This window comes from Amycolatopsis rifamycinica, assembly GCF_000695625.1.
Lineage (GTDB): Bacteria > Actinomycetota > Actinomycetes > Mycobacteriales > Pseudonocardiaceae > Amycolatopsis > Amycolatopsis rifamycinica.
This window is the reverse complement of the sequence record NZ_JMQI01000001.1, coordinates 1-22,974: the sequence shown is the minus strand read 5'-3', so window position 1 is coordinate 22,974 and position 22,974 is coordinate 1. Positions and strand designations below refer to the sequence as shown.

At 71.6% G+C, this 22,974-nt stretch carries 21 protein-coding genes and 2 rRNA genes; 5 read left to right on the top strand and 18 right to left on the bottom strand.

The window, feature by feature from the left end; translation table 11 throughout:
* Positions 1–115 precede the first annotated feature (115 nt).
* Entirely contained in the window at positions 116–1,018 is a 903-nt protein-coding gene (gene xerD, locus DV20_RS00110) for a site-specific tyrosine recombinase XerD (RefSeq protein WP_043775311.1), read from the bottom strand.
* Positions 1,019–1,122: 104 nt separating this feature from the next.
* Between xerD and DV20_RS00105 the strand changes: the two genes are divergently transcribed.
* Positions 1,123–1,644, top strand: coding sequence for a DUF1707 domain-containing protein (locus DV20_RS00105; protein WP_043774968.1), 522 nt, complete (start codon positions 1,123–1,125; stop codon positions 1,642–1,644).
* A 21-nt stretch (positions 1,645–1,665) separates the two neighbouring features.
* On the opposite strand, the gene DV20_RS00100 is transcribed toward DV20_RS00105, so the two are convergent.
* The 5 genes from DV20_RS00100 to DV20_RS00080 all read right to left on the bottom strand — a co-directional run bounded on the left by DV20_RS00100 (position 1,666) and on the right by DV20_RS00080 (position 7,500).
* Entirely contained in the window at positions 1,666–2,295 is a 630-nt protein-coding gene (locus DV20_RS00100; RefSeq protein ID WP_043774966.1) for an NUDIX domain-containing protein, read from the bottom strand.
* Positions 2,292–3,992, bottom strand: a complete 1,701-nt coding sequence (locus tag DV20_RS00095) for a CTP synthase (RefSeq protein ID WP_063607765.1) — start codon at positions 3,990–3,992, stop codon at positions 2,292–2,294. The genes DV20_RS00100 and DV20_RS00095 overlap by 4 nt, the downstream gene beginning before the upstream one ends.
* A gap of 89 nt (positions 3,993–4,081) precedes the next feature.
* Complete coding sequence (locus tag DV20_RS00090) at positions 4,082–5,242, bottom strand: acyltransferase (RefSeq protein ID WP_043774960.1); 1,161 nt, start codon at positions 5,240–5,242, stop codon at positions 4,082–4,084.
* A gap of 236 nt (positions 5,243–5,478) precedes the next feature.
* The gene (locus DV20_RS00085; protein WP_043774958.1) at positions 5,479–6,669 is read right to left on the bottom strand and encodes a S53 family peptidase; all 1,191 of its coding nucleotides are present in this window, start codon (positions 6,667–6,669) and stop codon (positions 5,479–5,481) included.
* Between the two features lie 162 nt (positions 6,670–6,831).
* Entirely contained in the window at positions 6,832–7,500 is a 669-nt protein-coding gene (locus DV20_RS00080) for a GntR family transcriptional regulator (protein WP_084093246.1), read from the bottom strand.
* A 150-nt stretch (positions 7,501–7,650) separates the two neighbouring features.
* Here DV20_RS00080 and DV20_RS00075 point away from each other — a divergent pair, with 150 nt between their 5' ends.
* Both DV20_RS00075 and DV20_RS00070 read left to right on the top strand, forming a co-directional pair.
* Positions 7,651–9,072 carry an NCS1 family nucleobase:cation symporter-1 gene (locus DV20_RS00075; protein WP_043774955.1) on the top strand — a complete coding sequence of 474 codons (1,422 nt, stop codon included), beginning with the start codon at positions 7,651–7,653 and terminating at the stop codon, positions 9,070–9,072.
* Positions 9,069–9,776 carry an aspartate/glutamate racemase family protein gene (locus DV20_RS00070; protein ID WP_043774952.1) on the top strand — a complete coding sequence of 236 codons (708 nt, stop codon included), beginning with the start codon at positions 9,069–9,071 and terminating at the stop codon, positions 9,774–9,776. Before DV20_RS00075 ends, DV20_RS00070 begins: the two co-directional genes overlap by 4 nt.
* 5 nt (positions 9,777–9,781) lie before the next feature.
* Here DV20_RS00070 and DV20_RS00065 read toward each other — a convergent pair whose 3' ends face one another.
* From DV20_RS00065 to DV20_RS00050, 4 genes are all read right to left on the bottom strand, one after another.
* Positions 9,782–10,732 carry a copper transporter gene (locus DV20_RS00065; RefSeq protein WP_043774949.1) on the bottom strand — a complete coding sequence of 317 codons (951 nt, stop codon included), beginning with the start codon at positions 10,730–10,732 and terminating at the stop codon, positions 9,782–9,784.
* Entirely contained in the window at positions 10,729–11,913 is a 1,185-nt protein-coding gene (steA, locus tag DV20_RS00060; RefSeq protein ID WP_043774946.1) for a putative cytokinetic ring protein SteA, read from the bottom strand. The genes DV20_RS00065 and steA overlap by 4 nt, the downstream gene beginning before the upstream one ends.
* A gap of 88 nt (positions 11,914–12,001) precedes the next feature.
* Entirely contained in the window at positions 12,002–13,177 is a 1,176-nt protein-coding gene (locus DV20_RS00055) for a DUF1266 domain-containing protein (RefSeq protein ID WP_043774943.1), read from the bottom strand.
* On the bottom strand, positions 13,174–14,160 hold the full coding sequence (locus DV20_RS00050; protein ID WP_043774940.1) for a zinc-binding alcohol dehydrogenase family protein: 987 nt from the start codon (positions 14,158–14,160) through the stop codon (positions 13,174–13,176). Before DV20_RS00050 ends, DV20_RS00055 begins: the two co-directional genes overlap by 4 nt.
* Before the next feature lie 440 nt (positions 14,161–14,600).
* Here DV20_RS00050 and DV20_RS00045 point away from each other — a divergent pair, with 440 nt between their 5' ends.
* The gene (locus DV20_RS00045; protein ID WP_200876324.1) at positions 14,601–15,167 is read left to right on the top strand and encodes a VOC family protein; all 567 of its coding nucleotides are present in this window, start codon (positions 14,601–14,603) and stop codon (positions 15,165–15,167) included.
* Between the two features lie 51 nt (positions 15,168–15,218).
* On the opposite strand, the gene recN is transcribed toward DV20_RS00045, so the two are convergent.
* From recN to DV20_RS47385, 6 genes are all read right to left on the bottom strand, one after another.
* Positions 15,219–16,997 (bottom strand): DNA repair protein RecN, encoded by a 1,779-nt coding sequence (gene recN / locus DV20_RS00040; RefSeq protein ID WP_043774938.1) that lies wholly within the window; start codon positions 16,995–16,997, stop codon positions 15,219–15,221.
* 133 nt (positions 16,998–17,130) lie between these two features.
* Positions 17,131–18,057: an NAD kinase gene (locus DV20_RS00035; protein ID WP_043774935.1), complete on the bottom strand. Its 927-nt coding sequence runs from the start codon at positions 18,055–18,057 to the stop codon at positions 17,131–17,133.
* Positions 18,054–18,896 carry a TlyA family RNA methyltransferase gene (locus DV20_RS00030; protein ID WP_043774932.1) on the bottom strand — a complete coding sequence of 281 codons (843 nt, stop codon included), beginning with the start codon at positions 18,894–18,896 and terminating at the stop codon, positions 18,054–18,056. The genes DV20_RS00035 and DV20_RS00030 overlap by 4 nt, the downstream gene beginning before the upstream one ends.
* A gap of 5 nt (positions 18,897–18,901) precedes the next feature.
* Positions 18,902–19,099 carry a hypothetical protein gene (locus tag DV20_RS00025; protein WP_043774930.1) on the bottom strand — a complete coding sequence of 66 codons (198 nt, stop codon included), beginning with the start codon at positions 19,097–19,099 and terminating at the stop codon, positions 18,902–18,904.
* A gap of 17 nt (positions 19,100–19,116) precedes the next feature.
* Positions 19,117–20,088 (bottom strand): HAD-IIA family hydrolase, encoded by a 972-nt coding sequence (locus tag DV20_RS00020; protein WP_043774927.1) that lies wholly within the window; start codon positions 20,086–20,088, stop codon positions 19,117–19,119.
* Positions 20,081–20,608: a tetratricopeptide repeat protein gene (locus DV20_RS47385; protein WP_235190664.1), complete on the bottom strand. Its 528-nt coding sequence runs from the start codon at positions 20,606–20,608 to the stop codon at positions 20,081–20,083. The genes DV20_RS00020 and DV20_RS47385 overlap by 8 nt, the downstream gene beginning before the upstream one ends.
* Before the next feature lie 39 nt (positions 20,609–20,647).
* On the opposite strand from DV20_RS47385, the gene DV20_RS47380 reads away from it, so the two are divergent.
* Positions 20,648–22,327 carry a hypothetical protein gene (locus DV20_RS47380; RefSeq protein ID WP_235190663.1) on the top strand — a complete coding sequence of 560 codons (1,680 nt, stop codon included), beginning with the start codon at positions 20,648–20,650 and terminating at the stop codon, positions 22,325–22,327.
* Between the two features lie 120 nt (positions 22,328–22,447).
* Here DV20_RS47380 and rrf read toward each other — a convergent pair.
* Together rrf and DV20_RS00005 are read right to left on the bottom strand one after the other, a co-directional pair.
* Positions 22,448–22,564 (bottom strand): 5S ribosomal RNA (rrf, locus tag DV20_RS00010).
* A 56-nt stretch (positions 22,565–22,620) separates the two neighbouring features.
* A 23S ribosomal RNA gene (locus DV20_RS00005) occupies positions 22,621–22,974 on the bottom strand; the annotation flags it as partial.

Below are 22,974 nucleotides of genomic sequence, written 5' to 3'. Positions count from 1 at the left end.
CGCAGCCTATGTCCGGAGTCGGAGCCCCGGCAAAGCAACGCGCCGGACTCGACGGGGCAATGTCACTCGACCGTCGGTGCAGGCTGGGAAGGCTCTTGTCGCTTTCTAGGGCCGTCTAGCCCAACGCCCGCGGGTGCGCCGTCGCGTACACCTCGCGCAGGGTGTTGACCGTGACCAGCGTGTACACCTGGGTCGTCGTCACCGACGCGTGGCCGAGCAGTTCCTGGACGACGCGGACATCGGCGCCGCCTTCGAGCAGGTGCGTGGCGAAGGAGTGGCGGAGCGTGTGCGGCGACACGACGGCGCTGATCCCCGCTCGCTCGGCGGTGTCCTTGAGGACCTGCCACGCGCTCTGCCGCGACAGCCTGCTGCCGCGGGCGTTGAGGAACAGCGCCGCCGTGCCCCGGCCGTGCGCCGCGAGCGCCGGACGGGCACGGACGGTGTAGGCGTGCAACGCGGCGAGCGCCGGACGGCCGATCGGCACCAGCCGCTGCTTGCCGCCCTTGCCGTCGAGCAGCACGGTCCGCTCGGCGGCGTCGACGTCGTCGACGTCCAGGCCGACCGCCTCGGAGATCCGGGCGCCGGTGGAGTAGAGCACCTCCAGCAGGGCCCGGTCGCGCAGCGGGCGCTCGCCGTCGGGCGGCGGGGTTTCGAGCAGCCGCAGCACGTCGTCGACCGGCAGCGCCTTGGGCAGCCGCTTGGCCGGCGTCGGCGGCCGGACTTCGCGGGCCGGGTTGTGCTCGGTGAGGCCCTCGGCGTGCGCGAACTTGTGCAGGCCCCGCACGGCGACCAGGGCACGGGCGGCCGACGACGCGGCGAGCGGCTTGTGCTCGTCGTCGCCCTCGCGCAGGGCGGCACCGAAAGCCGTGACGTGCGCGGAGGTGACGTCGGCGATCTTCGCGACGCCCAGGCCGTCCAGGTGCGCGGCGTACCGGCGCAGGTCGCGGGCGTAGCTGTCCAGGGTGTTGCGCGCGGTGCCGCGTTCGACGACGAGGTGGTCGAGGTACGCGGCGATCACGCCGTCGGTGCTGCCCGGGGCTGCCACGCCGTCACCATAGGCCGCGCGGCGGTCGTGACCCGGCAGAAACCCCGTTCCCGGTGGCACGCGGTTACCGTGGAGCCATGGGGTCCGACGAACTGCGCATCGGGACGGCCGAGCGGGAGGAAGCCGCGAGGCTGCTCGCCGACCACTTCGGCATGGGCCGCATCACGCCGGACGAGTACGAGACGCGGGTGACGGACGCCTACGCGGCGACGACGCTCGGCGACCTGCGGCCGCTGTTCCGCGACCTGCCGCACCCGCACCCGGGCTTCTTCGGGCCGCCGGCGACACCGCCGTACGCGCAACCCACCACGCAGCTGCCGGTGTACGGGCCGGATCCGTACGCGCCACCGGCGCCGATGCCGTACTCGCAGCCGATGCCCGTGCCGTACTCACACCGGTCGAAGACGGTGGCCGGCGTGCTGCAGATCGTGCTGCCCTTCGGCGTCGGCCGGTTCTACACCGGCCAGACCGGGCTGGGCGTGGCCCAGCTCTTCGCCACGTTCTGCACCGGGGTCGGCATCCTGTGGCCGATCATCGACGGCGTCGTGCTGCTGGTCAACGGCGGAACGGACGCCGAAGGCCGCCCGCTGCGCCCCTGAGCCGGGACGCAGCGGAGCGGGTCAGGCTTGCTTGCGCTTGGCGAACGCCGTCGGGCGGTCCTCCCACGGCGCGTCCGCCGGCCGCGGCGAAGCCACGCCGGTGAGCACCGCGTGCGTGGCCAGCACCCCGGACACGGTGGCGCCGTTGAGCAGCTCGCCCGCCAGGGCCATCCGGACCGCTTCGGCGAGCGGGAACTTGCGGATGACCAGGTCGGCTTCCTCCTCGCCGAGCACCTCGCGGTCCACATCGGACAGCCCGCGGGCGAGGAACACCCGCACGACCTCGTCGGTGAAGCCGGGTGACGCCGCGACGTCGACCAGGGTCACCCAGTCCGCCGCGGCCAGGCCGGCCTCTTCGACGAGCTCGCGCTTGGCCGTGCCGACCGGGTCCTCGCCGAGGTGGTCGATGAGGCCCGCGGGCAGCTCCCACAGCCGGCGCCCGATCGGGTGCCGGTACTGGTGGATGAGCGTGACCTGCTGGTCTTCGTCCAGCGCGACGATCGCCACCGCGCCGAGGTGCTCGATCACCTCGCGGACCGCGGTGTCCCCACCCGGCATCACGACGTCGTCGATCCGCAGGCCGACGACGCGTCCGATGTGGACGTCGCGGCTCGACGCGACGCTGAACTCGTGCTCGCCCGGCGCGCTCATCGGGCGGCCACCGGGGCTTCGGGCAGCTCGACCGGCAGCCGCTCGGCGACCTTGCGGTCGACGACGGCCTTGACGAACGCGCTGAACAGCGGGTGCGGGCGGGTCGGGCGGCTCTTGAGCTCCGGGTGCGCCTGCGTGCCGACGAAGAACGGGTGCTTGTCGGCGGGCAGCTCCACGAACTCGACCAGGCGGTCGTCCGGCGAGGTGCCGGAGAAGACCAGGCCCGCGTCCGAGAGCTGCTTGCGGTAGGCGTTGTTGACCTCGTAGCGGTGCCGGTGCCGCTCGGAGACCTCGGTGGTGCCGTAGGCCTTCGCGACCTGCGAACCCGCCTTGAGCTTCGCCGGGTACGCCCCGAGCCGCATGGTGCCGCCCATGTCCCGCTCTCCCGCGACGACGTCGCGCTGGTCGGCCATGGTCGAGATCACCGGGTGCTTGGTGTTCTCGTCGAACTCCGACGAACCCGCGTCCTCGATGCCGGCCAGGTGCCGGGCGGCCTCGATGACCATGCACTGCAGGCCGAGGCACAGGCCGAGCAGCGGGACGCCGCGGGTGCGCGCGTACTCGATCGCGCCGACCTTGCCCTCGATGCCGCGGATGCCGAACCCGCCCGGGATCAGCACGCCGTCCACATCGGACAGCACGGAGGCGGCACCGGACGCGGTCTGCGCGTCGTCGGAGGCGACCCAGACGATCTCGACCTTGGCGCGGTGGGCGAACCCGCCCGCACGCAGGGCCTCGGTGACCGACAGGTAGGCGTCCGGCAGGTCGATGTACTTGCCGACCACGGCGATCCGCACGATCTCGTTCGGGTTGTGCACGCGGTCGAGCAGGTCGCCCCACACCGTCCAGTCGACGTCGCGGAACGGCAGGCCGAGGCGGCGGACCACGTAGGCGTCGAGCGCCTCGCGGTGCAGCACCTTCGGGATGTCGTAGATGGAGCGCGCGTCCGGGCAGGCGATGACGGCCTCGGTGTCGACGTCGCACATCAGGCCGATCTTGCGCTTGAGGTCCTCCGGGATCTCCCGGTCGGCCCGGCAGACCAGCGCGTCGGGCTGGATGCCGATGTTGCGCAGCGCGGCGACCGAGTGCTGGGTCGGCTTCGTCTTGAGCTCGCCCGACGGCGCCAGGTACGGCACCAGCGAGACGTGCAGGAAGAAGCAGTGGTCACGGCCGACGTCGTGGCGGACCTGGCGGCAGGCCTCCAGGAACGGCAGGGACTCGATGTCGCCGACCGTGCCGCCGACCTCGGTGATGACGACGTCGGGCGACTGGCCGGTCTCGTCCGGCCCGGCGGCCGCGGTGATCCGGGCCTTGATCTCGTCGGTGATGTGCGGGATGACCTGCACGGTGTCGCCGAGGTACTCGCCGCGGCGCTCCTTGGCGATCACCTCGGAGTAGACCTGGCCGGTGGTGACGTTGGCCTTGCCGTCGAGATCGCGGTCGAGGAACCGCTCGTAGTGCCCGATGTCGAGGTCGGTCTCGGCGCCGTCGTCGGTGACGAACACCTCGCCGTGCTGGAACGGGTTCATCGTCCCGGGGTCGACGTTGAGATAGGGGTCGAGCTTCTGCATCGTGACGCGAAGCCCGCGTGCGGTAAGGAGCTGCCCCAGGCTCGAGGCCGTGAGTCCCTTACCCAGAGAGGAGGCGACGCCTCCGGTGACAAAAACGTACTTGGTTGCCCGTGACTGAAGTCCCACGGGCCGCCAGCATATCCCACCGCTGCGGATCCGCGCGCTCAGACATGCCCGAGCCCCCGGATATGACCTGAGCCACCCACCCGGGTGACTTAAGCCGCAACCTTGGCCGGCCGCAGCCGCGGCCGGCCCGTGAGCGCGCGGCTACCGGGCAGCCGGCGCAGGACCTCCACGATCACGACCGTCAGGACGATCGTCGCCAGGTAGATGAGCACACTGAGCCACGGCGCGCCGAACCGCTCCGCGACGTGCGGGATCGCCGGGCCGAGCAGGGCCAGCGCGAGCGGGTGCACGAGGAAGACGCTGAACGAGCGGTTCGCCGCCCACGAGACCACCCGGGCCCCGCGGCCGCCTTCGCGGCGGCGCGCCGCCCACCGCGTGGCGAACGCGTAGATCGCCGCGATCACGGTGAGGAACCACGGGATCAGGTACGGCTGGAACGGATCGCTGGCCACCTGCGGGAAAGTTCCATTGTGGACAGTCTGGAAGTAGTACCACTCGGTGCCGGCCAGCACCGCGACGAGTGCGCCGCCGAGCAGCAGCCGGTGCCGCCCCGCCCAGGCGTGCACGGTCTCGAAGTGCATGGCCGCCACGGCGCCGAACAGCGTGTAGAACTGGTACGGCAGGATCGTGCCGTACAGGTGGGTGATCGTCTCGTAGCTGACGCCCAGCGGCTGGTAGGTCATGAACAACGTGACGCCGACCTGCACCAGCCCGCTGCCGAGCAGCAGCCACTTGTGCCTGCCCCCGGTCGCCCGCAGCAGCTTCATCAGCAGCGGGAAGAGCAGGTAGACCTGCATCGTCACCAGCAGGAAGTACAGGTGGTACCAGGCTCCGCCGGTGACGAGGTCCTTGAGCAGCAGGCGCATCGACGCCTCGAGCGAGCCCGGCTGCTGCGCGCCGGTGATCAGCGAGTACGCCCAGAAGAACATCGACCACGCCAGGTAGGGGGTCGCGACCAGCGGGAGCCGCCGACGCCAGAAGTCACCGGCGGTGAACTCGCGGCGGCGGTTCTGGAAGACCAGCACGAAGCCGGTCAGCGCGAAGAAGGCTTCCCGGGTGAAGTGCAGCGGCGTCTCGACGGCGTTGGCGCCGACGTCCTGCGCGAAGTTCGTCGCGCCCACCACGTGGATGAGGATGACGCAGGCGAACGTGATCAACCGGAACAGGTCGATCTGGTGGAGGTAGGGCGCTTTGCCGCCCGGTCTCGCAGCGCGGGCGGGGGCCTCGAGCGTGGCCTGGGCAGTCGTCATCGTGCCGCCGATCCGGCACCGTCGTCGGCGTGGTTCACGTTGTCAGACTTGCCACCCATTCTGTGAATTTCCCATGAAGCCGCTGGGAAGCGCCTGTTGGCGGGGCTCCTGGAGCGTGTCGGATATGCCACGTCCGCTCGGGATGCGCGGTTACCGTGATCATGTTAGTGCGGTGCGTGACGGCCTGCCACACGAGCGAGCCGGGGCGCCCGTGTGGCAGGCCACTTCCGCAGGGGTCAGAACGCGGTGGCGCCGTTCGGGGTGCCGAGCCCGGTCGGGCCGTCGTAGCCGGTCACGGCGGTGCAGAGGTAGCTGCCGCCGCACGAGCCGTTGCTGCCGCCGCTCACATCGTTGAGCGACGATGTGTTCGAGTACACAGTGTTCGCGCCCGTGACGCCGCTGACACCGCCGAGGGCGTAGACGCCGCCGACGACCGGAGCCGCGACGCTCGTGCCGCCGAACACCATCCAGCCGGAGCGGCCCTGGTACGCCGTGCTGTCGTAGACGGCGACCCCGGTGGCCGGGTCGGCGACGGCGCTGACGTCGGCGACCGTGCGCCTGCCGCAGCCGGCGTCGGTCTGCCACGACGGCTTGGTGATGTACGCCGAGCAGCCGCTGCCGGCCCCGCTCCACGCCGTCTCGCTCCAGCCGCGCGTGTTCGACGCCTTCTTCAGGCTGGTGCCGCCGACCGCGGTGACGTACCGCGACGCGGCGGGGAACTCGACGCCGTACCCGGCGTCACCGGAGCTGACCGTGATGGCGACGCCGGGGTGGTTGAAGTACTGCCCTTCGGCGCTCGCCTCGCTCGAGAACTCGCTGCCGCCGTAGCTGTTGCTGACCACTTCGGCGCCGAGCCGCACGGCGGTGTTCACCGCGGTGCCGAGGTTGGCGAAGCTCGACGAGGTGCCCTCGACCAGCAGGATGTTGCACTTCGGGCAGATCGCCGAGGCCATGTCGAGGTCGAGGGAGATCTCCTGGGCCCAGCCGCCGTCCTTGCGCGGGTAGGTGGTGCCGCCGTTCTGGTCGGCCTTGGCGAAGCACGGGGTGGTGCTCGCGTTGATCGACGACGGCGTGCAGGAGGCGAGCGCGGGGATGCCGTACTGGGCGCGGTAGACGTTGACGTCGGCGAAGGCGGTCGGGGCGTCGTAGGCGTCCACGATGGCGATCGTGCGGCCGGCGCCGGCGCTGCCCGCGAGCGAGCCGAGGTTGTACGCGGAGAGCAGGTCGGCCGGGCCGAGCCCGGACGGCGTGGCGGCCGCGGCGAAGGTCGTGTCGGTGTTGATCCAGGCGTTGCAGGCCGCGAGCCCGGCGGGCGCGACCGAGCAGACGCGCTGGGCGTGGCCGTGCGGCGCGGGCGCCGCCTGTGCGACGCCCGCGGTGGTCAGGGCCAGGGTGAAGGCTGCGGCGAATACTGTCGCTCTACGCACAGTGAACCTCCGGAACGGTGGGGACGCCGGTCGGCGGGACCGGTGAGCGAAGACCGTAAGCAGCCGTTCGGCGGCGTGACACAGACCAAAGTCGTGTCACCGTTGGTGCGAATGGCTGAAAAACCGGGCGCCCGTGCGGATTGCTCGTCAAATCGGGCAGGGTCACCCCGCCGGGCGCTCCCCGGTTTCTTCACCGAAGAGGGAACGCAGCGTGACTTCCCGGTTGACGCGCACGTGCTCGACCGCGGACGCCTTCGCGCGGTCCGCGTCCCCCGAGGCGATCGCCTCGTAGAGCCGCCGGTGCTCGTCGAGCAGCTCGGCCCAGTGCTCGTTCTGGCTCGTCAGCCAGCGGAGCCTGCCCTCCAGCGGCTGGAGCATGGTGGACAGCAGGGCGTTGCCCGCGATGGCGACGATCTCGTCGTGGAAGCGCGAGTTCAGCACGGTGATCCGGGCGGCGTCGCCGCGGGCCGTGGCGCGGGCGGCGTCGGCGAGCGCGCGGTCGAGGCGCTTGAGCGCGGCGGCGCCGGCGCGCTCGGCGGCGAGCCCGGCGGCGAGTCCTTCGAGCGCCTCGCGGACGTCGAACAGCTCCTCGACGTCGACCCGGGCGAGCTGCCGGACGACCACCCGCCGCGGCGACTGGACGACGAGGAAGCCCTCGGCCTCCAGGCTGCGGATGGCCTCGCGGACCGGCACCCGGGAAACGCCGAGGTCCTCGGCGAGCTCGCGCTCGACCAGCCGGTCACCCGGGCGCAGCCGCCCGGTCAGGATCCGTTCGCGCAGCTCCTCGCGCACCCGCTGCCGGGTGGCCGCGAGGGGTTGCCGCTCGTTCACCGCGCCCCTCTCGCTCAACACCGCCGTAACACGTCGTTACCCGAGCTTATCGGCCGGAGTATTGACTCGGGTGGACGCCGGGGTGATATTTGGGATTCCAAAGTTTGGTATCCCAAATCGTCGTCACCGCACGTCGATCGGAGGGCCTTCATGACCGCCGCCCCGCTTACCGAACCCTCTCAAGAGACGACTCCACCACCCGACCCCCGCCTCTGGAACGAGGATCTCGCGCCGGCGAAGGAACGCCGGTGGAAGGTCTACGACATCTTCGCGCTGTGGATGTCCGACGTGCACAACCTCGGCAACTACACCTTCGCGGCCGGGCTCTTCGTGCTGGGCCTGTCGGCCTGGCAGGTGTTCACCGCGCTGCTGTTCGGGTTCGTCATCATCTACGCCGGCATGAACCTGATGGGCCGGATCGGGCAGCGCACCGGCGTGCCGTTCCCGGTCGTGGCGCGGATCAGCTTCGGCACGTTCGGCGCCAACCTGCCCGCGCTGATCCGCGCGATCATCGCCATCTTCTGGTACGGCATCCAGACCTACCTGGCGAGCGTCGCCATCACGCTGCTCGTGCTCGCCATCGACCCCGGCCTGAAACCCTGGACCGAGCACGGTTTCCTCGGCCTGCACGCGCTCGGCTGGATCTGCTTCGTCGCGCTGTGGGCGGTCCAGGCGCTGATCCTGACCCGCGGCATGGAGTCGGTGCGCAAGTTCCAGGACTGGTGCGGCCCGGCGATCTGGGTCGTGATGATCGCCCTCGCCGTCTGGATCCTGGCCGCGGGCCACTGGAACATCTCGTTCACCAGCAGCCCCCAGCAGCTGTCCACCGGCGAGCAGATCCGGCAGTGGTTCGGCGCGGCCGGGCTCATCCTGGCCACCTACGGCACGCTCATGCTCAACTTCTGCGACTTCTCCCGGTTCGCCCCGGACCAGAAGACCGTGAAGCGCGGCAACTTCTGGGGCCTGCCGATCAACTCGACGGCGTTCGCCCTGCTGTCGGTCGTCGTCACCGCGGGCAGCATGCAGGTGTTCGGCGAGGCCATCACCGACCCGGCCGAGCTGCTGGCCAAGGTGCACAACACGCCGGTGCTCGTCATCGGCGCGCTGACCTTCGCCGTCGCCACCATGGGTGTCAACATCGTCGCCAACTTCGTCTCCCCCGCCTACGACCTGGCCAACATCTGGCCGAAGCGGATCAGCTTCACCGTCGGCGGGATGATCAGCGCGGTCGCGGCCCTGTGCGTGCTGCCGTGGAAGCTGTACTCCTCGCCGGCGGTGGTCAACTACTTCCTCGGCGGGCTCGGCGCGTTCCTCGGCCCGCTGTTCGGCATCATGATCGTCGACTACTACCTGATCCGGCGCGGCAAGGTCGACGTCGCCCAGCTGTTCGTCGACGGCGGGAGCTACCCGCGCGTGAACCCGCGGGCATTGGTGACGTTCTTCCCGACCGCCGCATTGTCCGCCGTGATCGCGCTGGTGCCGTTCTTCGCGCCGGCCGCGCCGTACTCGTGGTTCATCGGCACGGCGTCGTCGGCGCTGCTCTACTTCGCGGTGTCGAGGAAGCACCGATGAGGATCGTCGTCACCAACTGCAACACCACCGAGACGATGACGAAGGAGATCGAAGCCGGGGCCCGCGCGGCCGCGAGCCCCGGCACCGAGATCCTCGCGCGGACGCCTCGGTGGGGACCCGAGTCCGCGGAGGGCTGGCTGGACAGCTTCCTGTCCGCGGCCGCGGTGCTCGATCTGTTGCGGGGCTTGGAAGAACCGTTCGACGCCGTCGTGCTCGCCGGGTTCGGCGAGCACGGCCGCGAGGGCGCGCGCGAGCTGCTGGACGTCCCGGTCGTCGACATCACCGAGGCCGCCGCGCACCTGGCCTGCCTGCTCGGCCGCCGCTACGGCGTCGTGACCACCTTGGACCGGACGTGCGGGCTGATCGAGGACAGCCTGCACGCCGCCGGGGTCGCGCAGAACTGCGTCACGGTCACCGGCGCCGGGCTCGGGGTGCTGGAGCTGACCGACGAACGCCGGACCGAGTCGGCGTTGCTCACGGCCGGCCGTCGCGCGCGGGACGCGGGGGCGGAGGTGCTGGTCCTCGGGTGCGCCGGGATGACCGGGCTGGACCGGAGGATCTCGACGATGCTGGACATCCCCGTCATCGACGGCGTCGCGGCCGCGGTCCGGCTCGCCGAATCCCTGGTGGCCCTGGGGCTGAAGACGAGCCGGGCGGGTTCGTACGCGCGGCCGCTGGCCAAACGGCGTACCTGGTCCGGATGAACCGCTCAGTTGCCGGGCGGTGGGGCGACGCCCGGCGCCGGAGCCTGTGCGTTGCCCGCCACCCCGTAGCGGCCCGCGCCGCCGTCGAGCTGTTCCTTCAGCGCCAGCACCGCGCTCACCCGGCCCGCCGACGTGTCTGCGTTATCCACTGTGGACAGGATCGACGTCGCCGCGGTGTCCGCCCGGACCACGCCCAGCGCGCCGGTGCCGTCCGCGGAACCGGCGTCGCCCGCCAGGACCGTGCCCGCACCGCTGCGGTCCAGCTGGGTCGTGAACCGGGCGATCGTGGCCGCCCGGTCGCCCGCGCCGTCGCCGGTGGCCTGGGCGCCGGTGAGCACCATCGCCAGCTGCGCGGGCTTGACGTCCGGGCCGGCCTTGACGAACCCGCCGTCGGTGAGCCCGCTCAGCGCCGCCGCCAGTTCCTCCGGCGCGGACTGCGGTTTCGCCGTGGTCTTGTCCAGCAGCAGCACCGAACCGAGCAGCGCGCCGGCCAGCGTGCCCGAGTCCCCCGCCGTCGGGAACTTCGAGCCGGCCGGCTGCAGCCGCGTGACGACGTCGCGGAGCTGGTCGGCCTTTCCGGGGTCGGCGAACGCCGACGTCAGCTGCACCTCGCCGGTCACCGAAGCGCCGGCCTGGCCGATCAGCTGCTTGAGCGCGTCCCGGTCGGCCGGGCGCGCGTCTTCGGTGGTCACCAGCACCACCGTCCGCTTGTCCAGCGTGCCGGCCACGACCTTCGGGCCCATCGAGCCGGCGAAGGCGTCGGCGTCGGCCAGCCGGGCGTTGAGCGCGTTGCGCTGCGCCTCCAGGTCGGCGACCTGGCTGCCGAGGTCCTTCTTCTCGCCCGCGAGCCCGGACAGCAGCGTGCCGTTCAGGGCCGTGGAGCCGAGCACGACGCCGACGGCCAGCGCGAGGAAGCAGGCGGCGATGGAAACGACGTGGTAGCGCAGCGAAATCACGTGAACAATCCCCTGACCCAGGCGTAGAACGAATTCCAGGTGCCCTTGAGCCAGTCGAGGTAGACCGAGCCCACATCGGACACCAGCAGTGCCGCGGCGACCACCACGACCGCGGCGAGCACGAGCAGGACGACCGCGCCGATCGACACGCGGTTGCGGTGCAGCGTCGCCACCGCCTTGCCGTCGACGAGCTTCGTGCCGAGCTTCAGCCGCGTCAGGAAGGTCGACGGGTTCGAGCCGGACCGGCCGTGGTCGAGGAACTCGCGCAGGGTGGCCTGGAAGCCGACGGTGACGACCAGGCTGGCGCCGTGCGCGTCGGCCAGCAGCAGCGCGAGGTCTTCGGCGTTGCCCGACGCGGGGAACGTCACCGCGCCGATGCCGAGGTCCTGGATGCGCTCGACGCCGGGGGCGTGGCCGTCCGGCTGCGCGGGCACGACGACCTCGCCGCCGCCGCGCAGCGTCGCGGTGCCGATGCCGGTGGGGTCGCCGACGACGACGTCCGGCCGGTAGCCCTGGACGCGCAGGGTGTCGGCGCCGGCGTCGACCCCGATCAGCACCGGGCGGTGTTCGGCGATGTACTTCTTGAGCTTCTTGAGGTCCTCGGCGTGCCCGTTGCCGCCCGCCACGACCAGCACGTGCCGGTCCCGCAGCGGCACCTTCAGCTCGGGGACGCCGACGCCGTCGAGGATCAGGGTGCGCTCGCGGCGCAGGAACTCGATGGTGTTGGCCGAGAACGCCTCCAGCTGCGTCGACATCCCGGCCTTGGCCTCGATCATCTGGTCGGCGACGCTCTCGGCGGTCTGCAGGATGCCGGAGGCGACCTGGCGCTCGCCGACGTAGACGACGCCGTCGTGCAGCCGCAGCTTCGTGCCGTCCTTGATCGAGCGCAGCAGCTCGCCCCCGACCGAGTCGACGAGCGGGATGCCGGCCGCGACGAGGATCTCGGGGCCCATGTTCGGGAACCGGCCGGAGATCGACGGCGACGCGTTGACCACGCCGGCGACCTCGGCCTCGACCAGGGCGTCGGCCGTCGCGCGGTCCAGGTCCAGCTGGTCGAGCACGACGATGTCGCCGGGACTGATCCGGCGCAGGAGCTCCCGGGTGCGGCGGTCGACCCGGGCGACCCCGGTGATCCCCGGCGGGGGTTCTTGATTCCGCGTGAGCAGACCCGTGAGCTTCATGTGGCCGATGGTGACAAATTTGCTCATGGGACGATGCTCGCCACGCCGTAGCCGGGGTGACTCATTGTGGTGACCTCCCCCGCACGGGTCAGGCCTCGGACTCCTCCGACAGCGAGCCGAAATCGAGGTTCAACCAGGGGCTCGCCGGATCCTGAAGGAGCTGGTGGTGGACGCGCACGGCGGCCGGGTACCACTCGCCGAACTCGTCCTCGCCGGCGTGCAGCACCCGGCCCATCACGTACCCCGCCGACAGGTCGGCCCATGACTGGTGGTAGCGACGGGCCAGCGATCCGGCTTCGAGCGCCATCAGCTCGGCGCTCAGCGCGTCGCAGTACCCGGCCGCCAGCCCGCCGCGGGCGATGGCGATCGCGCGGCCGACGTCCCAGGACAACGCCGTCGTGACGCAGCCGTCCGCGCCGACCAGGCCGTCGGCGCGGAGCCGCCGCTCGTACCGGGACACCCGGCGGACGGTGTCCCGCAGCTCGTCGGCCTGGTCCGCGGCGTCGTTCTCGGTGCACCACCGGTCCACCAGCTGCGCCCAGGTCAGCGGGTCGAACTCGGCGCCCGGCAGCCCGTACTCGGCGGCGAACCGCAGGCGCAGCATGAGGACCAGGTTGCCCGGCGTCAGCGTGTAGCCGTCGCCGATCAGGCCGGTCATGGTCGCGCGCCAGCCGGGCGGGTCGGCCACGCCCCACCAGTCCCGCAGGCTGCGCACCTCGGCGACGTAGTCGTGGTAGCGGCCGTCGAGCAGGTTCCAGGGCGCCGCGTTGAGCACCGCGAGGTGCGCGCCGCAGGCGAGCGCGTGCGCGATGGGCCCTTCGAGGTGCCCGTACGGCGCGGTGATCAGCCGCTCGACCTGCTCTTCCAGCGGCGTGACGTCGCCCGCGTGCGCGTCGAGCCACGGCTGCAGCGTCGCCCCCGCCAGCCGCCATTCGGCGCGGGTGCCGCGGTTGAACACGACGCGCTCGTGCCGCCCGACGCCGTCGACCGCCCAGTCGAGCGCGCCGCTCATGGCCACGACGTCCGGCCCGAAGTCCGGCAGCGCGCCGCGGGTGAAGACCTGCAGGAACTCGTCGCCGCCGGTCTCGAAGTAGACGTTCGGGAAGGTCTCCGCCCGTTCGTCGAGGATGCTCCGGGCGTCCACCCGCCGGATCGGCACGAACAGCTCCTCGTCCGCGAGCAGGCCGAGGTAGCGGTCGAGGTCGCCGTCCCGCCGCGCGGCGGCGAGCTGGGCTTCGACGTCGGCGGGCGGCGGCAGGATCACGGGGCGGCTCCCTCCGCTCGGCCGGTCAACACGACGAGCTTGCCCGCCGTCCGGTTGTGCTCCAGGTCGTCGTGCGCCTGCCGGATCTCCGCCATCGAGTAGACCTTGACCGGGCCGAGGCTCGCTTCGCCGTCGGCGATCCGGTCGAGGTGCCGCTGGAGGACGGGGGCGGGCAGGTCGTCCGCCTCACCACCATAAGCGGTCAACCGCACCCCGGCGGGAAGGTAGCCGATCGGATAGAAGTTCGAGATCGTCCACTGGTTGGACAACATGCCGGCGAAGCAGACGGTCCCGTGCACGCGGGTGGCGTTCAGGGTGTCCGGCAGGGTCGGGGTGCCGACGAGTTCGAGGGCGGCGTCGACCCCTTCGGGGACGATCTTCCGGACCTGCTCGGCCACGGTCCCGTCGTCCAGCAGCGGGTGGTCGACGCCGTGCCCGGCGAGAGTGTCCAGGCGATCCTTCTGCCGGGTGGTGGCGAAGACCGTGGCGCCGAGGTCCTTCGCCAGGGTCGCGGTGGCGAAGCCGAGCGCGGACGTGCCGCCGCGGATCAGCAGCGTCTGGCCTTCCCGCAGGTCGAGGCCGGTGGTGAGCGAACCGTACGCGGTCTGCAGCGTCTCCGGGACCTGGCCGATGACCGCCCACGGCAGGTCACTGCGGAACGGGATGACCTGGTTCGCCGGCACGAGGGTGTATTCGGCGTAGCCGCCGTCGAAGGTGCGGCCCATGCCGCCCATCATGGTCGCGACCTGCTGGCCCGGCGGGAAGCCGCCGCCGGCGTCGACGATCCCGACGGCCTCGATCCCGGGCACGCGCGGGAAGGTGACACCTTCGGCCAGGCCCAGCCGGGTGTGCAGCTCGGACCGGTTGAGGCCGAACGCCTTGACGGCGATCCGGACCCAGCCGGGTTTCACCTCGGGCAGCGGAAGCTCGGTGAGCTCGAGGTGCTCGACCGGGCCGGGTTCACGGAGTACCACCGCGCGCATGGGGGTCCTTTCTTCGCCGTCGGACAAGTCCTCCAACCACTTCGCCCGCGAGAACCTTCCGTGACCGTCGAGGGCTCACGCGCGGTTTTCGAATTTCCGAGACGGCTTTACCAACAATTTACTCAAAATGCGGATCCCGTCGGCGGGTGCGCCTGGTTGGAAAGTGACAGGCAGGGGTCTCAGCAGGGGAAAAAGGCCGGTCGTAGGCCGTTTGCCGCAGTGGTGACTGTGCGTTCGTGACCCGTTTCCCAACGCTGCCACAATTCTCAGGAAGATTTCTCGCGGGGACCACCGATACTTGGTCGCACAGCCGACGGCTGTGCAATGCATCCTCATGGGGGGTGATCGCATTGCGCCACCGAGCGTTTCTCACACCACCCAGGAGTTTGCCCATGCAGTCCAGCGATGTCGGTGTTCCCGGAACCGGTGTGGTTCCGGGCGTGCCCACCCTGCCCCACGTCCCGGCACCGCGGCTCGCCGCGCTCGAGTGCCTCACCCCGCCCGCCGTGCGGACCGGCTTCAACCACGCCGCCCTGTCGGTGACCGACCTCGATCGCGCGGTCGCGTGGTACGAGCAGGTCTTCGGCCTCAAGCTCCTGCTCGGCCCGTTTTCCATCAGCAGCGACGCCCCCGGCGGCGGCCCCGCGTCGGACATCTACGGCGAGGGCTGGCAGAGCGCCCGGATCGCGCACATGGTCATGCCGGGCGGCACCGGAATCGAATTGTTCGAATTCACCGGCCCGGTCGCCGAGCGTCGCGCCGACAACTTCGACTACTGGCGCACCGGCATCTTCCACATCTGCTTCACGTGCCTCGACGTGCCGGAGACGGCCGCCCGCATCCGCCTCTTCGGCGGCCGCCAGCGCAGCAAGATCCACCAGGTGGGGCCGGAGTCGTGGTTCTGCTTCTGCGAAGACCCGTTCGGCAACGTGCTCGAGCTCGTCGACCAGACCTTCGAGCAACTGTTCACCCCGCCGCCGGGTGTCGAGGACCCGGACGCCTGCTGAGCCGCGTCGGGTGGGGCGCCGCGGGCCCCACCCGCCATGCCGGCAGCCCGGCTACTTCTTCCTGGCCCGCTTCTTCTTCGGCTCGAACTCCGTCTTGTCCTTCTCCGCCGTCGCCAGCAGTTCCTCGGCGTGAGCCCGGCCGGTCTCGTTGTCCATGCCCGCGAGCATGCGGGCCAGCTCGCTCACCCGCTCTGTCTGGCTCAGGTTCTTCACGCCGCTTCGGGTGACGCCGCCGGTGTGCCCCTTGTCCACCACCAGGTGCTGGTCCGCGAACGCCGCGACCTGCGGCAGGTGCGTCACCACCAGGACCTGGTGGGTCCGCGCGAGCCGCGCCAGCCGGCGGCCGATCTCGACCGCCGCGCGGCCGCCGACCCCGGCGTCGACCTCGTCGAACACCAGCGTCTGGACCGTGTCGGCGTGGGCCAGGACCACCTCGATGGCCAGCATCACCCGCGACAGCTCACCGCCCGAGGCCGCCTTGTGCACCGGCAGCGGCGGGGCGCCGTCGTGGGCGCGCAGCAGCAGCTCGACGTCGTCGACGCCGTCCGGGCCCGCGTGCACCGCGCGGCCGTCGATCGCCAGCGCGTGCGTGTCGCCGTGCTCGGCGGGGCGCTGCTCGACCGTCACCTCGATCGCGGCCTGGCCCATCGCCAGCCCGGACAGCTCGCGCGTGATCTCCGCCGCCAGCTCGGTCGCCGCCGTCTCCCGGGCGGCCGACACCTCGGCCGCGTGCGCGGCCAGCTGGATCGCGAGCTGGTCGCGCCGCAGCGCCAGCTCGGCGAGGGCCTCCTCCGACGTGTCCATGGTTTCCAGCCGGCGCCGGGCGTCTTCGGCCCAGGCCAGCACGCCGTCGACGTCCGCCGCGTACTTGCGCGTGAGCCGCTTGAGGTCGGCCTGGCGGGCCAGCACCTTCTCCAGCAGCGCCGGGTCGGCGTCCAGCGTCTCGACGTAGTTGCCCAGCTCGGCGCCCACGTCGGAGAGCAGCACGGACGCTTCCTCCAGCCGCGGCGCGAGCTCGCGCAGCACGGCGTCCTCCGCCGTCGAGAGCCGCCGCAGCGCCTCGGAGACCAGGCCCATCGCGCCCGGCGCGTCCGGGTCGCCGTCCGGGGAACCGGAGACCGCGACGTGCGCCTCGGTGGCGGCCGCGCGCAGCTCGTCGACCGCCGCGAGCCGCTTGATCTGCTCGGTGAGCTCGACGTCCTCGCCCGGCTCCGGCGCGACGGCGTCGATCTCGGTCAGCCCGTGCTTGAGCAGGTCGGCCTGCTGGGCCATCTCCCGCGAGCGCGTCGACCGCTCGGTCAGCTCGGCGATCACCGCCAGCCACTCCGACCGGACCTCCCGGTAAGCCTGCAGCGGCTTCGCCACGGAGTCGCCGGCGAACCGGTCGATCACCGCGCGCTGCTCGGCCGGGCGCAGCAGCCGCAGCTGGTCGTTCTGCCCGTGCACCGCGATCAGCTGCTCGGACAGCTCGGCGAGCACCCCGACCGGCACGGACCGGCCGCCGAGGTGGGCGCGGGACCGCCCGTCGACAGCGACCGCCCGCAGCGCGATCACGCTGCCGTCCTCGTCCACGTCCGCGCCCGAATCGGCGACGATCCGCTCGGCGCCTTCGACACCGGAGTAGGTGAACCGCCCTTCGACGAACGCCTTGAGCATTCCCGTCCGGACTTTGGACACCTCGGCTCGGCCCCCGGACAGCAGGTGCAGCCCGGTGACGACCATGGTCTTGCCCGCACCCGTCTCACCGGTCACGACGGTGAAGCCCGCGTGCAGTTCCAGCAGGGCGTCCTCGATGACTCCGAGGCCCTGGATGCGCATCTCGGCCAGCACGCCGCCTACGGTAGCGGCCACCACCGACACTCTGCGCGCGCGGGCACCCGGCGCGTCGCCGATATGTTCGAACAAAGCGCCGAATGGTTGGTCAGCGGCGCGAAGCGCCTCCGGTGAGGGTGGTGGCGGAGGGCTATTCGCAGGGGCGGGCGTGCCGTTCTCGCCAGCTCTTCACCGGCAGCGAGAACTTCTGCACCAGGCGATCGGTGAACGGGCCGTCCCACAGCCGGGCCAGCCGCACCGGCGTCTTGCCGCAGGTCACGCGCACCCGCGCGCCCGGCGGCAGGTCGATCGGCCGGGTGCCGTCGCAGGTCAGCACGGCGGACGAGCCGTCCGGGTCGATCCCGACGGTGATCACCGAGTCCCGGGAGACGACCAGCGGCCGCGCGAACATCGCGTGCGCGTTGCTCGGCACCACCAGCAGCGCCTGGACGTCCGGCCAGATGATCGGGCCGCCCGCCGAGAACGCGTACGCGGTCGAGCCCGTCGGTGTGGCGCAGAGCACACCGTCGCACCCGAAGGCGGACACCGGGCGGCCGTCGACCTCGATCAGCGCGTCGAGCACCCGCTCCCGGGTGCTCTTCTCCACGCTGGCTTCGTTGAGGGCCCAGGTGCGGGCGACCTCGGCACCGTCGTGGGTGACGGTGACGTCGATGGTCATCCGCTCTTCGACCTGGTAGTCGCCGTCGACCACCCGCTGGACGGTGTCGGCCAGCGCGTCGGAGTCGGCTTCGGCGAGGAAGCCGACGCGCCCGAGGTTCACGCCGAGCACCGGCACCCCGGCGGGGCGGGCCAGCTCGGCCGCGCGCAGCAGCGTGCCGTCGCCGCCGAGCACGAAGACCAGCTCGACGCCCTCGGCCGGGTCGTCGTCCGGGCCGACGACGGTGCAGGTCGCGCCGACGCCGTGCTGCTCGGGGTTGATCAACGCGCAGACGTCGTGCTCGGTGACCCGGATCCGGATGCCGGCCTTGGCGAAGCGCGCCGAAACCTCGCGCGCGGCTTCGCCCGTCGCTTCGCGATCGGGGTGCACCAGGAGGAGCACTTCACGTTCGGTGGTCATGCGGGCCCTTCCTCGACGGCGGTCCGGACGAGCCGCTCGGCCTCAGACCTGTCTACCGCGTCCACAGTGGACTCGGCCACCCGTTCTCCGGAGAACCGGGCTTTGGTGAGCCACACGAAGTACTCGACGTTCCCGGACGGCCCGGGCAGCGGGCTGGCGGTCACCCCGCGCAACGCGAGCCCGAGCTTCGCGGCCTCGTCGATGACCGTGAGCACCGATTCGGCGCGCAGTTCCGGGTCGCGGACGACACCACCGCTGCCGAGGCGGTCCTTGCCCACCTCGAACTGCGGTTTCACCATCGGCACCAGATCGGCGCCGTCGCGCGCGCAGGCCGCGAGCGCGGGCAGCACGAGCTTGAGCGAGATGAACGAAAGGTCGCCGACGACGAGGTCGACCTGCCCGCCGAGGTCGTCGGGCGTCAGGTTGCGGACGTTCGTGCGGTCCATGACCACTACACGTTCATCGGTGCGGATTCGCCAGTCGAGCAGGCCACGGCCCACGTCGGCGGCGATCACGGTCGCGGCGCCGTTCCTCAGGAGGACGTCGGTGAACCCACCGGTCGACGCGCCGGCGTCGAGGCAGCGCTTGCCCTCGACGCTCAGCTCCGTGAACGCTTCCAGCGCGCCGAGGAGCTTGTGCGCGCCGCGCGACGCCCAGCCGGGGTCATCTTCGTCCCTCACCACGATGGGCGCGTCGGATTCCACGCCGGTGGCGGGCTTGGTCGCGACCATCCCGCGGACGGTGACCTTGCCGCCGGTGATCAGGGCCGACGCCTGTTCCCGCGACCGGGCGAGGCCGCGCCGAACCAGTTCCGCGTCGAGGCGGGCCCGCTTGGGCACGCCGATCAGACCTTGTCGATGCTGGACAGGGCGACCGTCAGCTCGGTGTGCACGGCGTCGAAGCGCTCGACGTGCTCCGCGAGCGGCAACGCGTCGAGGTCGTCCAGCCCGGCGACGGCTTCGTCGATGCCGGCCCGCGGGTCGGTCTGCTGCGAGAACGAACCGGGCGGCGGCCCCGGGACGGGGTAGGGATGGTCCTGCACGGGGCAAACGGTATCAGTCAGCTGCCGCCCAGCCGCGCTTCGGCGTCGCCGTGGAGTTCGGTGACGCCGGTCTCCCAGGCCGTGTGGCACAGGGCGCGCAGCAGGTCCAGCTCGTCGCCGTCACCGGTCGCGGCCAGGACGCCGCCTTCGGTGGTGACGGTCCAGCCGGGCCTCGGCCCGATCCGCAGGTCTTCGACCGCTTCGGTGAGCGCCGTGAGGTCACGGGCGAGGTAGGTCGCCCGCTCGGCCGGGATCGCTTCGATCAGCTGTTTCGGCGTGGCGACCCCCGAAAGCACGACCAGGGAGTCGATGCCCGCCGCGACCGCACCGGCGATGTCGGTGTCGAGCCGATCGCCGACGACCAGCGGCCGCTCCGCACCGGCCGACCGCGCGGCGGTGTCGAACAGCAGCGGCTGCGGCTTCCCGGCGACCAGCGGCTCGACGTCGGTGGCGGTGCGCAGCGCGGCGACCATCGAGCCGTTGCCCGGCAGCAGGCCGCGCTCACTGGGCAGGGTCGCGTCGACGTTGCAGGCCACCCACAGCGCGCCGGCGCGGATGGCCAGGCAGGCCTCGGCCAGCGCGGCCCAGGTGTTGTCCGGCGAGTGCCCCTGAACGACGGCCTGGACGCCCGCGACGTTTTCCCGCACCGGCGTGAGCCCCGCCTGCGTCACTTCGGCGGCGAGCGACTCGGTGCCGACGACGAGGACCTCGGCCCCGGGGTCCAGGCGCTCCTTCAGCAGCTGCACGCCGGCTTGGGCGCTGGTGTGCACCTCATCGGTCCCGGCGGGCATGCCGAGACCGGTGAGGTGCGCGACGACCTCGTCGGGTGCCTTGGAGGCGTTGTTCGTGACGAACCGGACCGGAGTGCCGTGCTCCCGCGCGGCCCGCACCGTCTCCGGGGCGCCCGGGATCACCCGGGTGCCGTGGTAGACGGTGCCGTCGAGGTCGAAGAGGACCGCGTCGTAGGCCGCGAGGAGGGCGTCACTCATCGGTGGCTTCGGTGTCCTTCGCCTCGTTGGTGTCCGCGTTCGCGTCCGCGTTCTTGTCCTCGTTCGACAGATCGGCGGCGCGCTCGGCGGCGTCGGTCTCGTCCTCGGCGTCGGCCTCGGCGGCGTTGAGGAACCACCGGATGGCCTCGTCCTTGCGCCCGGCGGCGGCGAGGTTGTCGGCGTAGGCGTAGAAGAGGCGAGCGCTCCACGGTTCGCGCTTCTCGGCCTTGAGGTCGTCACCCTGCAGCGAGACGACGGCGGCGTCGAGCTGCCCGAGGTCCCGCCGCGCCCCGGCCGCGACGATCGCGAGTTCGACCTGGGTGGCCTTCGTGAGCTTCGCCGTGTCGACCTCCTTCGCCAGGTCAAGGGCCCGCTCGGGACGCCCGAGCGCGCGTTCGGCGTCGGCGATGACCGCGATGTGGTCGTCGGTGCGGGTCATCCGCCGGACGGCCCGCAGCTCGGAGAGGGCCTCCGACCAGTTGCCGACCTGGTAGGCGACCAGGCCGAGGGCCTCACGCACGATCGGGACGCGCGAGGCCTTGGCCTTGGCGTACTTGGCGTGCTCGAGGGCGGCCTCGGGATCGCTGTCGATCAGGCCGCCGGCCGCGACGAGGTGCTTCCCGACGGTCTCGGCCAGCCCCTTGGGAAGCGTCCGCAGCTCGCGGCGCGCTTCCTCGTCGAGGTCGGAGAACTCGATGTCCTCGGGGAGCTCGGGCGCTTCGAGGAGTTCCTTGGCGAGGGCCTCGTCGTCCAGCGGGCCGCCGACCCGGGGCCGCGGGTCCCGGCGGGGCCGGTCGTCCCGGCGATCCCTGCGGTCACCCTGGTCACGACCACCGGGGCGGCTGCTGTTGTCGCGGTCGTAGCGCTTGCCGGCGTCGCGGAAGCCCCCACCGGTGCGCTCGCCGCGGTTCTCCCGGCTGTCACGGTTCTCGCGGCTGTCACCGCTGTCGTCGCGGCGCTGGTAGCTGCCGCGCTCACCGCGCGAGTCGTCACGGCGGTCCCGGTCGTCGGACCGGAAACCCCCCGTCCGGGGCCCGCGGTCGCCGCCACGATCGTCCGAACGGAAACCGCCCGGACGGGTGCCACGGTCGTCGTCACGACGGTTCCGGTCGTCGGACCGGAAGCCACCAGTGCGGGGACCGCGGTCGTCATCGCGGCGCTGGTAGCCGCCGCGCTCGCCGCGCGAGTCGTCACGACGGTTCCGGTCGTCCGAGCGGAAACCCCCGGTGCGGGAGCCGCGGTCGTCATCGCGACGCTGGTAACCGCCACGCGAATCGCCGCGGCCACGGTCGTCCGAGCGGAAACCGCCGGTACGGGAACCGCGGTCATCGTCGCGGCGCTGGTAGCCGCCGCGCTCGCCGCGCGAGTCGTCACGACGGTTCCGGTCGTCCGAACGGAAACCGCCGGTACGGGAACCGCGGTCGTCGCCGCCACGGTTGCGGTCGTCGGACCGGAAACCGCCCGTGCGGGAGCCACGGTCGTCGCCGCCACGGTTGCGGTCGTCCGATCGGAAGCCACCGGTACGGCCACCTCGGTCGTCATCGCGGCGCTGGTAGCCGCCGCGCGAGTCGTCGCGACGGTCGCGGTCGTCGGAGCGGAAACCGCCGGTGCGGGGACCGCGGTCGTCGTCGCGGCGCTGGTAGCCGCCGCGGCCGCGGTCGTCCGAGCGGAAGCCGCCCGGGCGGGTGCCGCGGTCGTCGTCGCGGCGGCCGGAACCGCCGCGGTCCTCCCAGCGGGGCTTGCGGTCGCCGTAGGACGACTTGCCCTGCGGCCGGCCGCTCCGGTCTTCGTAGCCGCGGCCCGGGCCGTCACCGCGGGTGCCGGAACGGCTGTTGCCTCGGTCCTCGTAGCGGCCGCCCGATCGGCCGGCGCCCCGGTCTTCGTAGCGTCCGCCACCGGAGCGGCTCGGGCCGTCGGAGAAGCGGCTGCCACCCGGCCGGCCGCCGGAGTCGCGGCTGCCGTACCCGCCCTTCCGGTCGTCGCGGTTGCCGAAGTCACGGCCGCCACTGCGGCTCTGACCTGCGTAACCCCCGCGCTGATCGCGGTCACGGGGACCGTCGCCGCCGCGGAAGGGCTTGCCACCGCCGCGGGCACCGTGGTCGTCACGGCGCGGCCGTCCCTGGTGCGCGTTGTCGCGGCCACCGCGGTCCGCGCCGCGCCGGTCTCCCCCGGGTCCGTCCGACCGGCCCCGGGAGCCTTCGTCCCGGCGTGCCGACCGGCCGGACCCATCATCGCTTGAGTCTCGTCGACCGAACTCGGACACCTGGCCTCCTGCCATGAAAAAATCTTGTTCTGGACATACGCGTACGGCCCGCTAGGGCAGCCAACTGGCTATCCTAACGGGCCGTACGGAAGGTAAGTTCGGCGGTGTCCTACTCTCCCACAACCCTTCGGTTGCAGTACCATCGGCGCTGTCAGGCTTAGCTTCCGGGTTCGGAATGGGACCGGGCGTTTCCCTGACGCTATAACCACCGAAACACTGTGAAACACGCGTGGTGTTTCAGAACCGTAGAGTGGATGCGTAACATCTTTGTAGGCAAGTCCTCGGCCTATTAGTACCAGTCAACTCGACAACACATTACTGTGCTTCCATTTCTGGCCTATCAACCCAATGGTCTGTTGGGGGCCTTAACCCACAAAGGGGTGGGATACCTCATCTTGGAACAGGCTTCCCGCTTAGATGCCTTCAGCGGTTATCCCTTCCGAACGTGGCCAACCAGCCATGCCCTTGGCAGAACAACTGGCACACCAGAGGTTCGTCCGTCCCGGTCCTCTCGTACTAGGGACAGCCTTCCTCAAGTATCCTACGCGCGCGGCGGATAGGGACCGAACTGTCTCACGACGTTCTAAACCCAGCTCGCGTGCCGCTTTAATGGGCGAACAGCC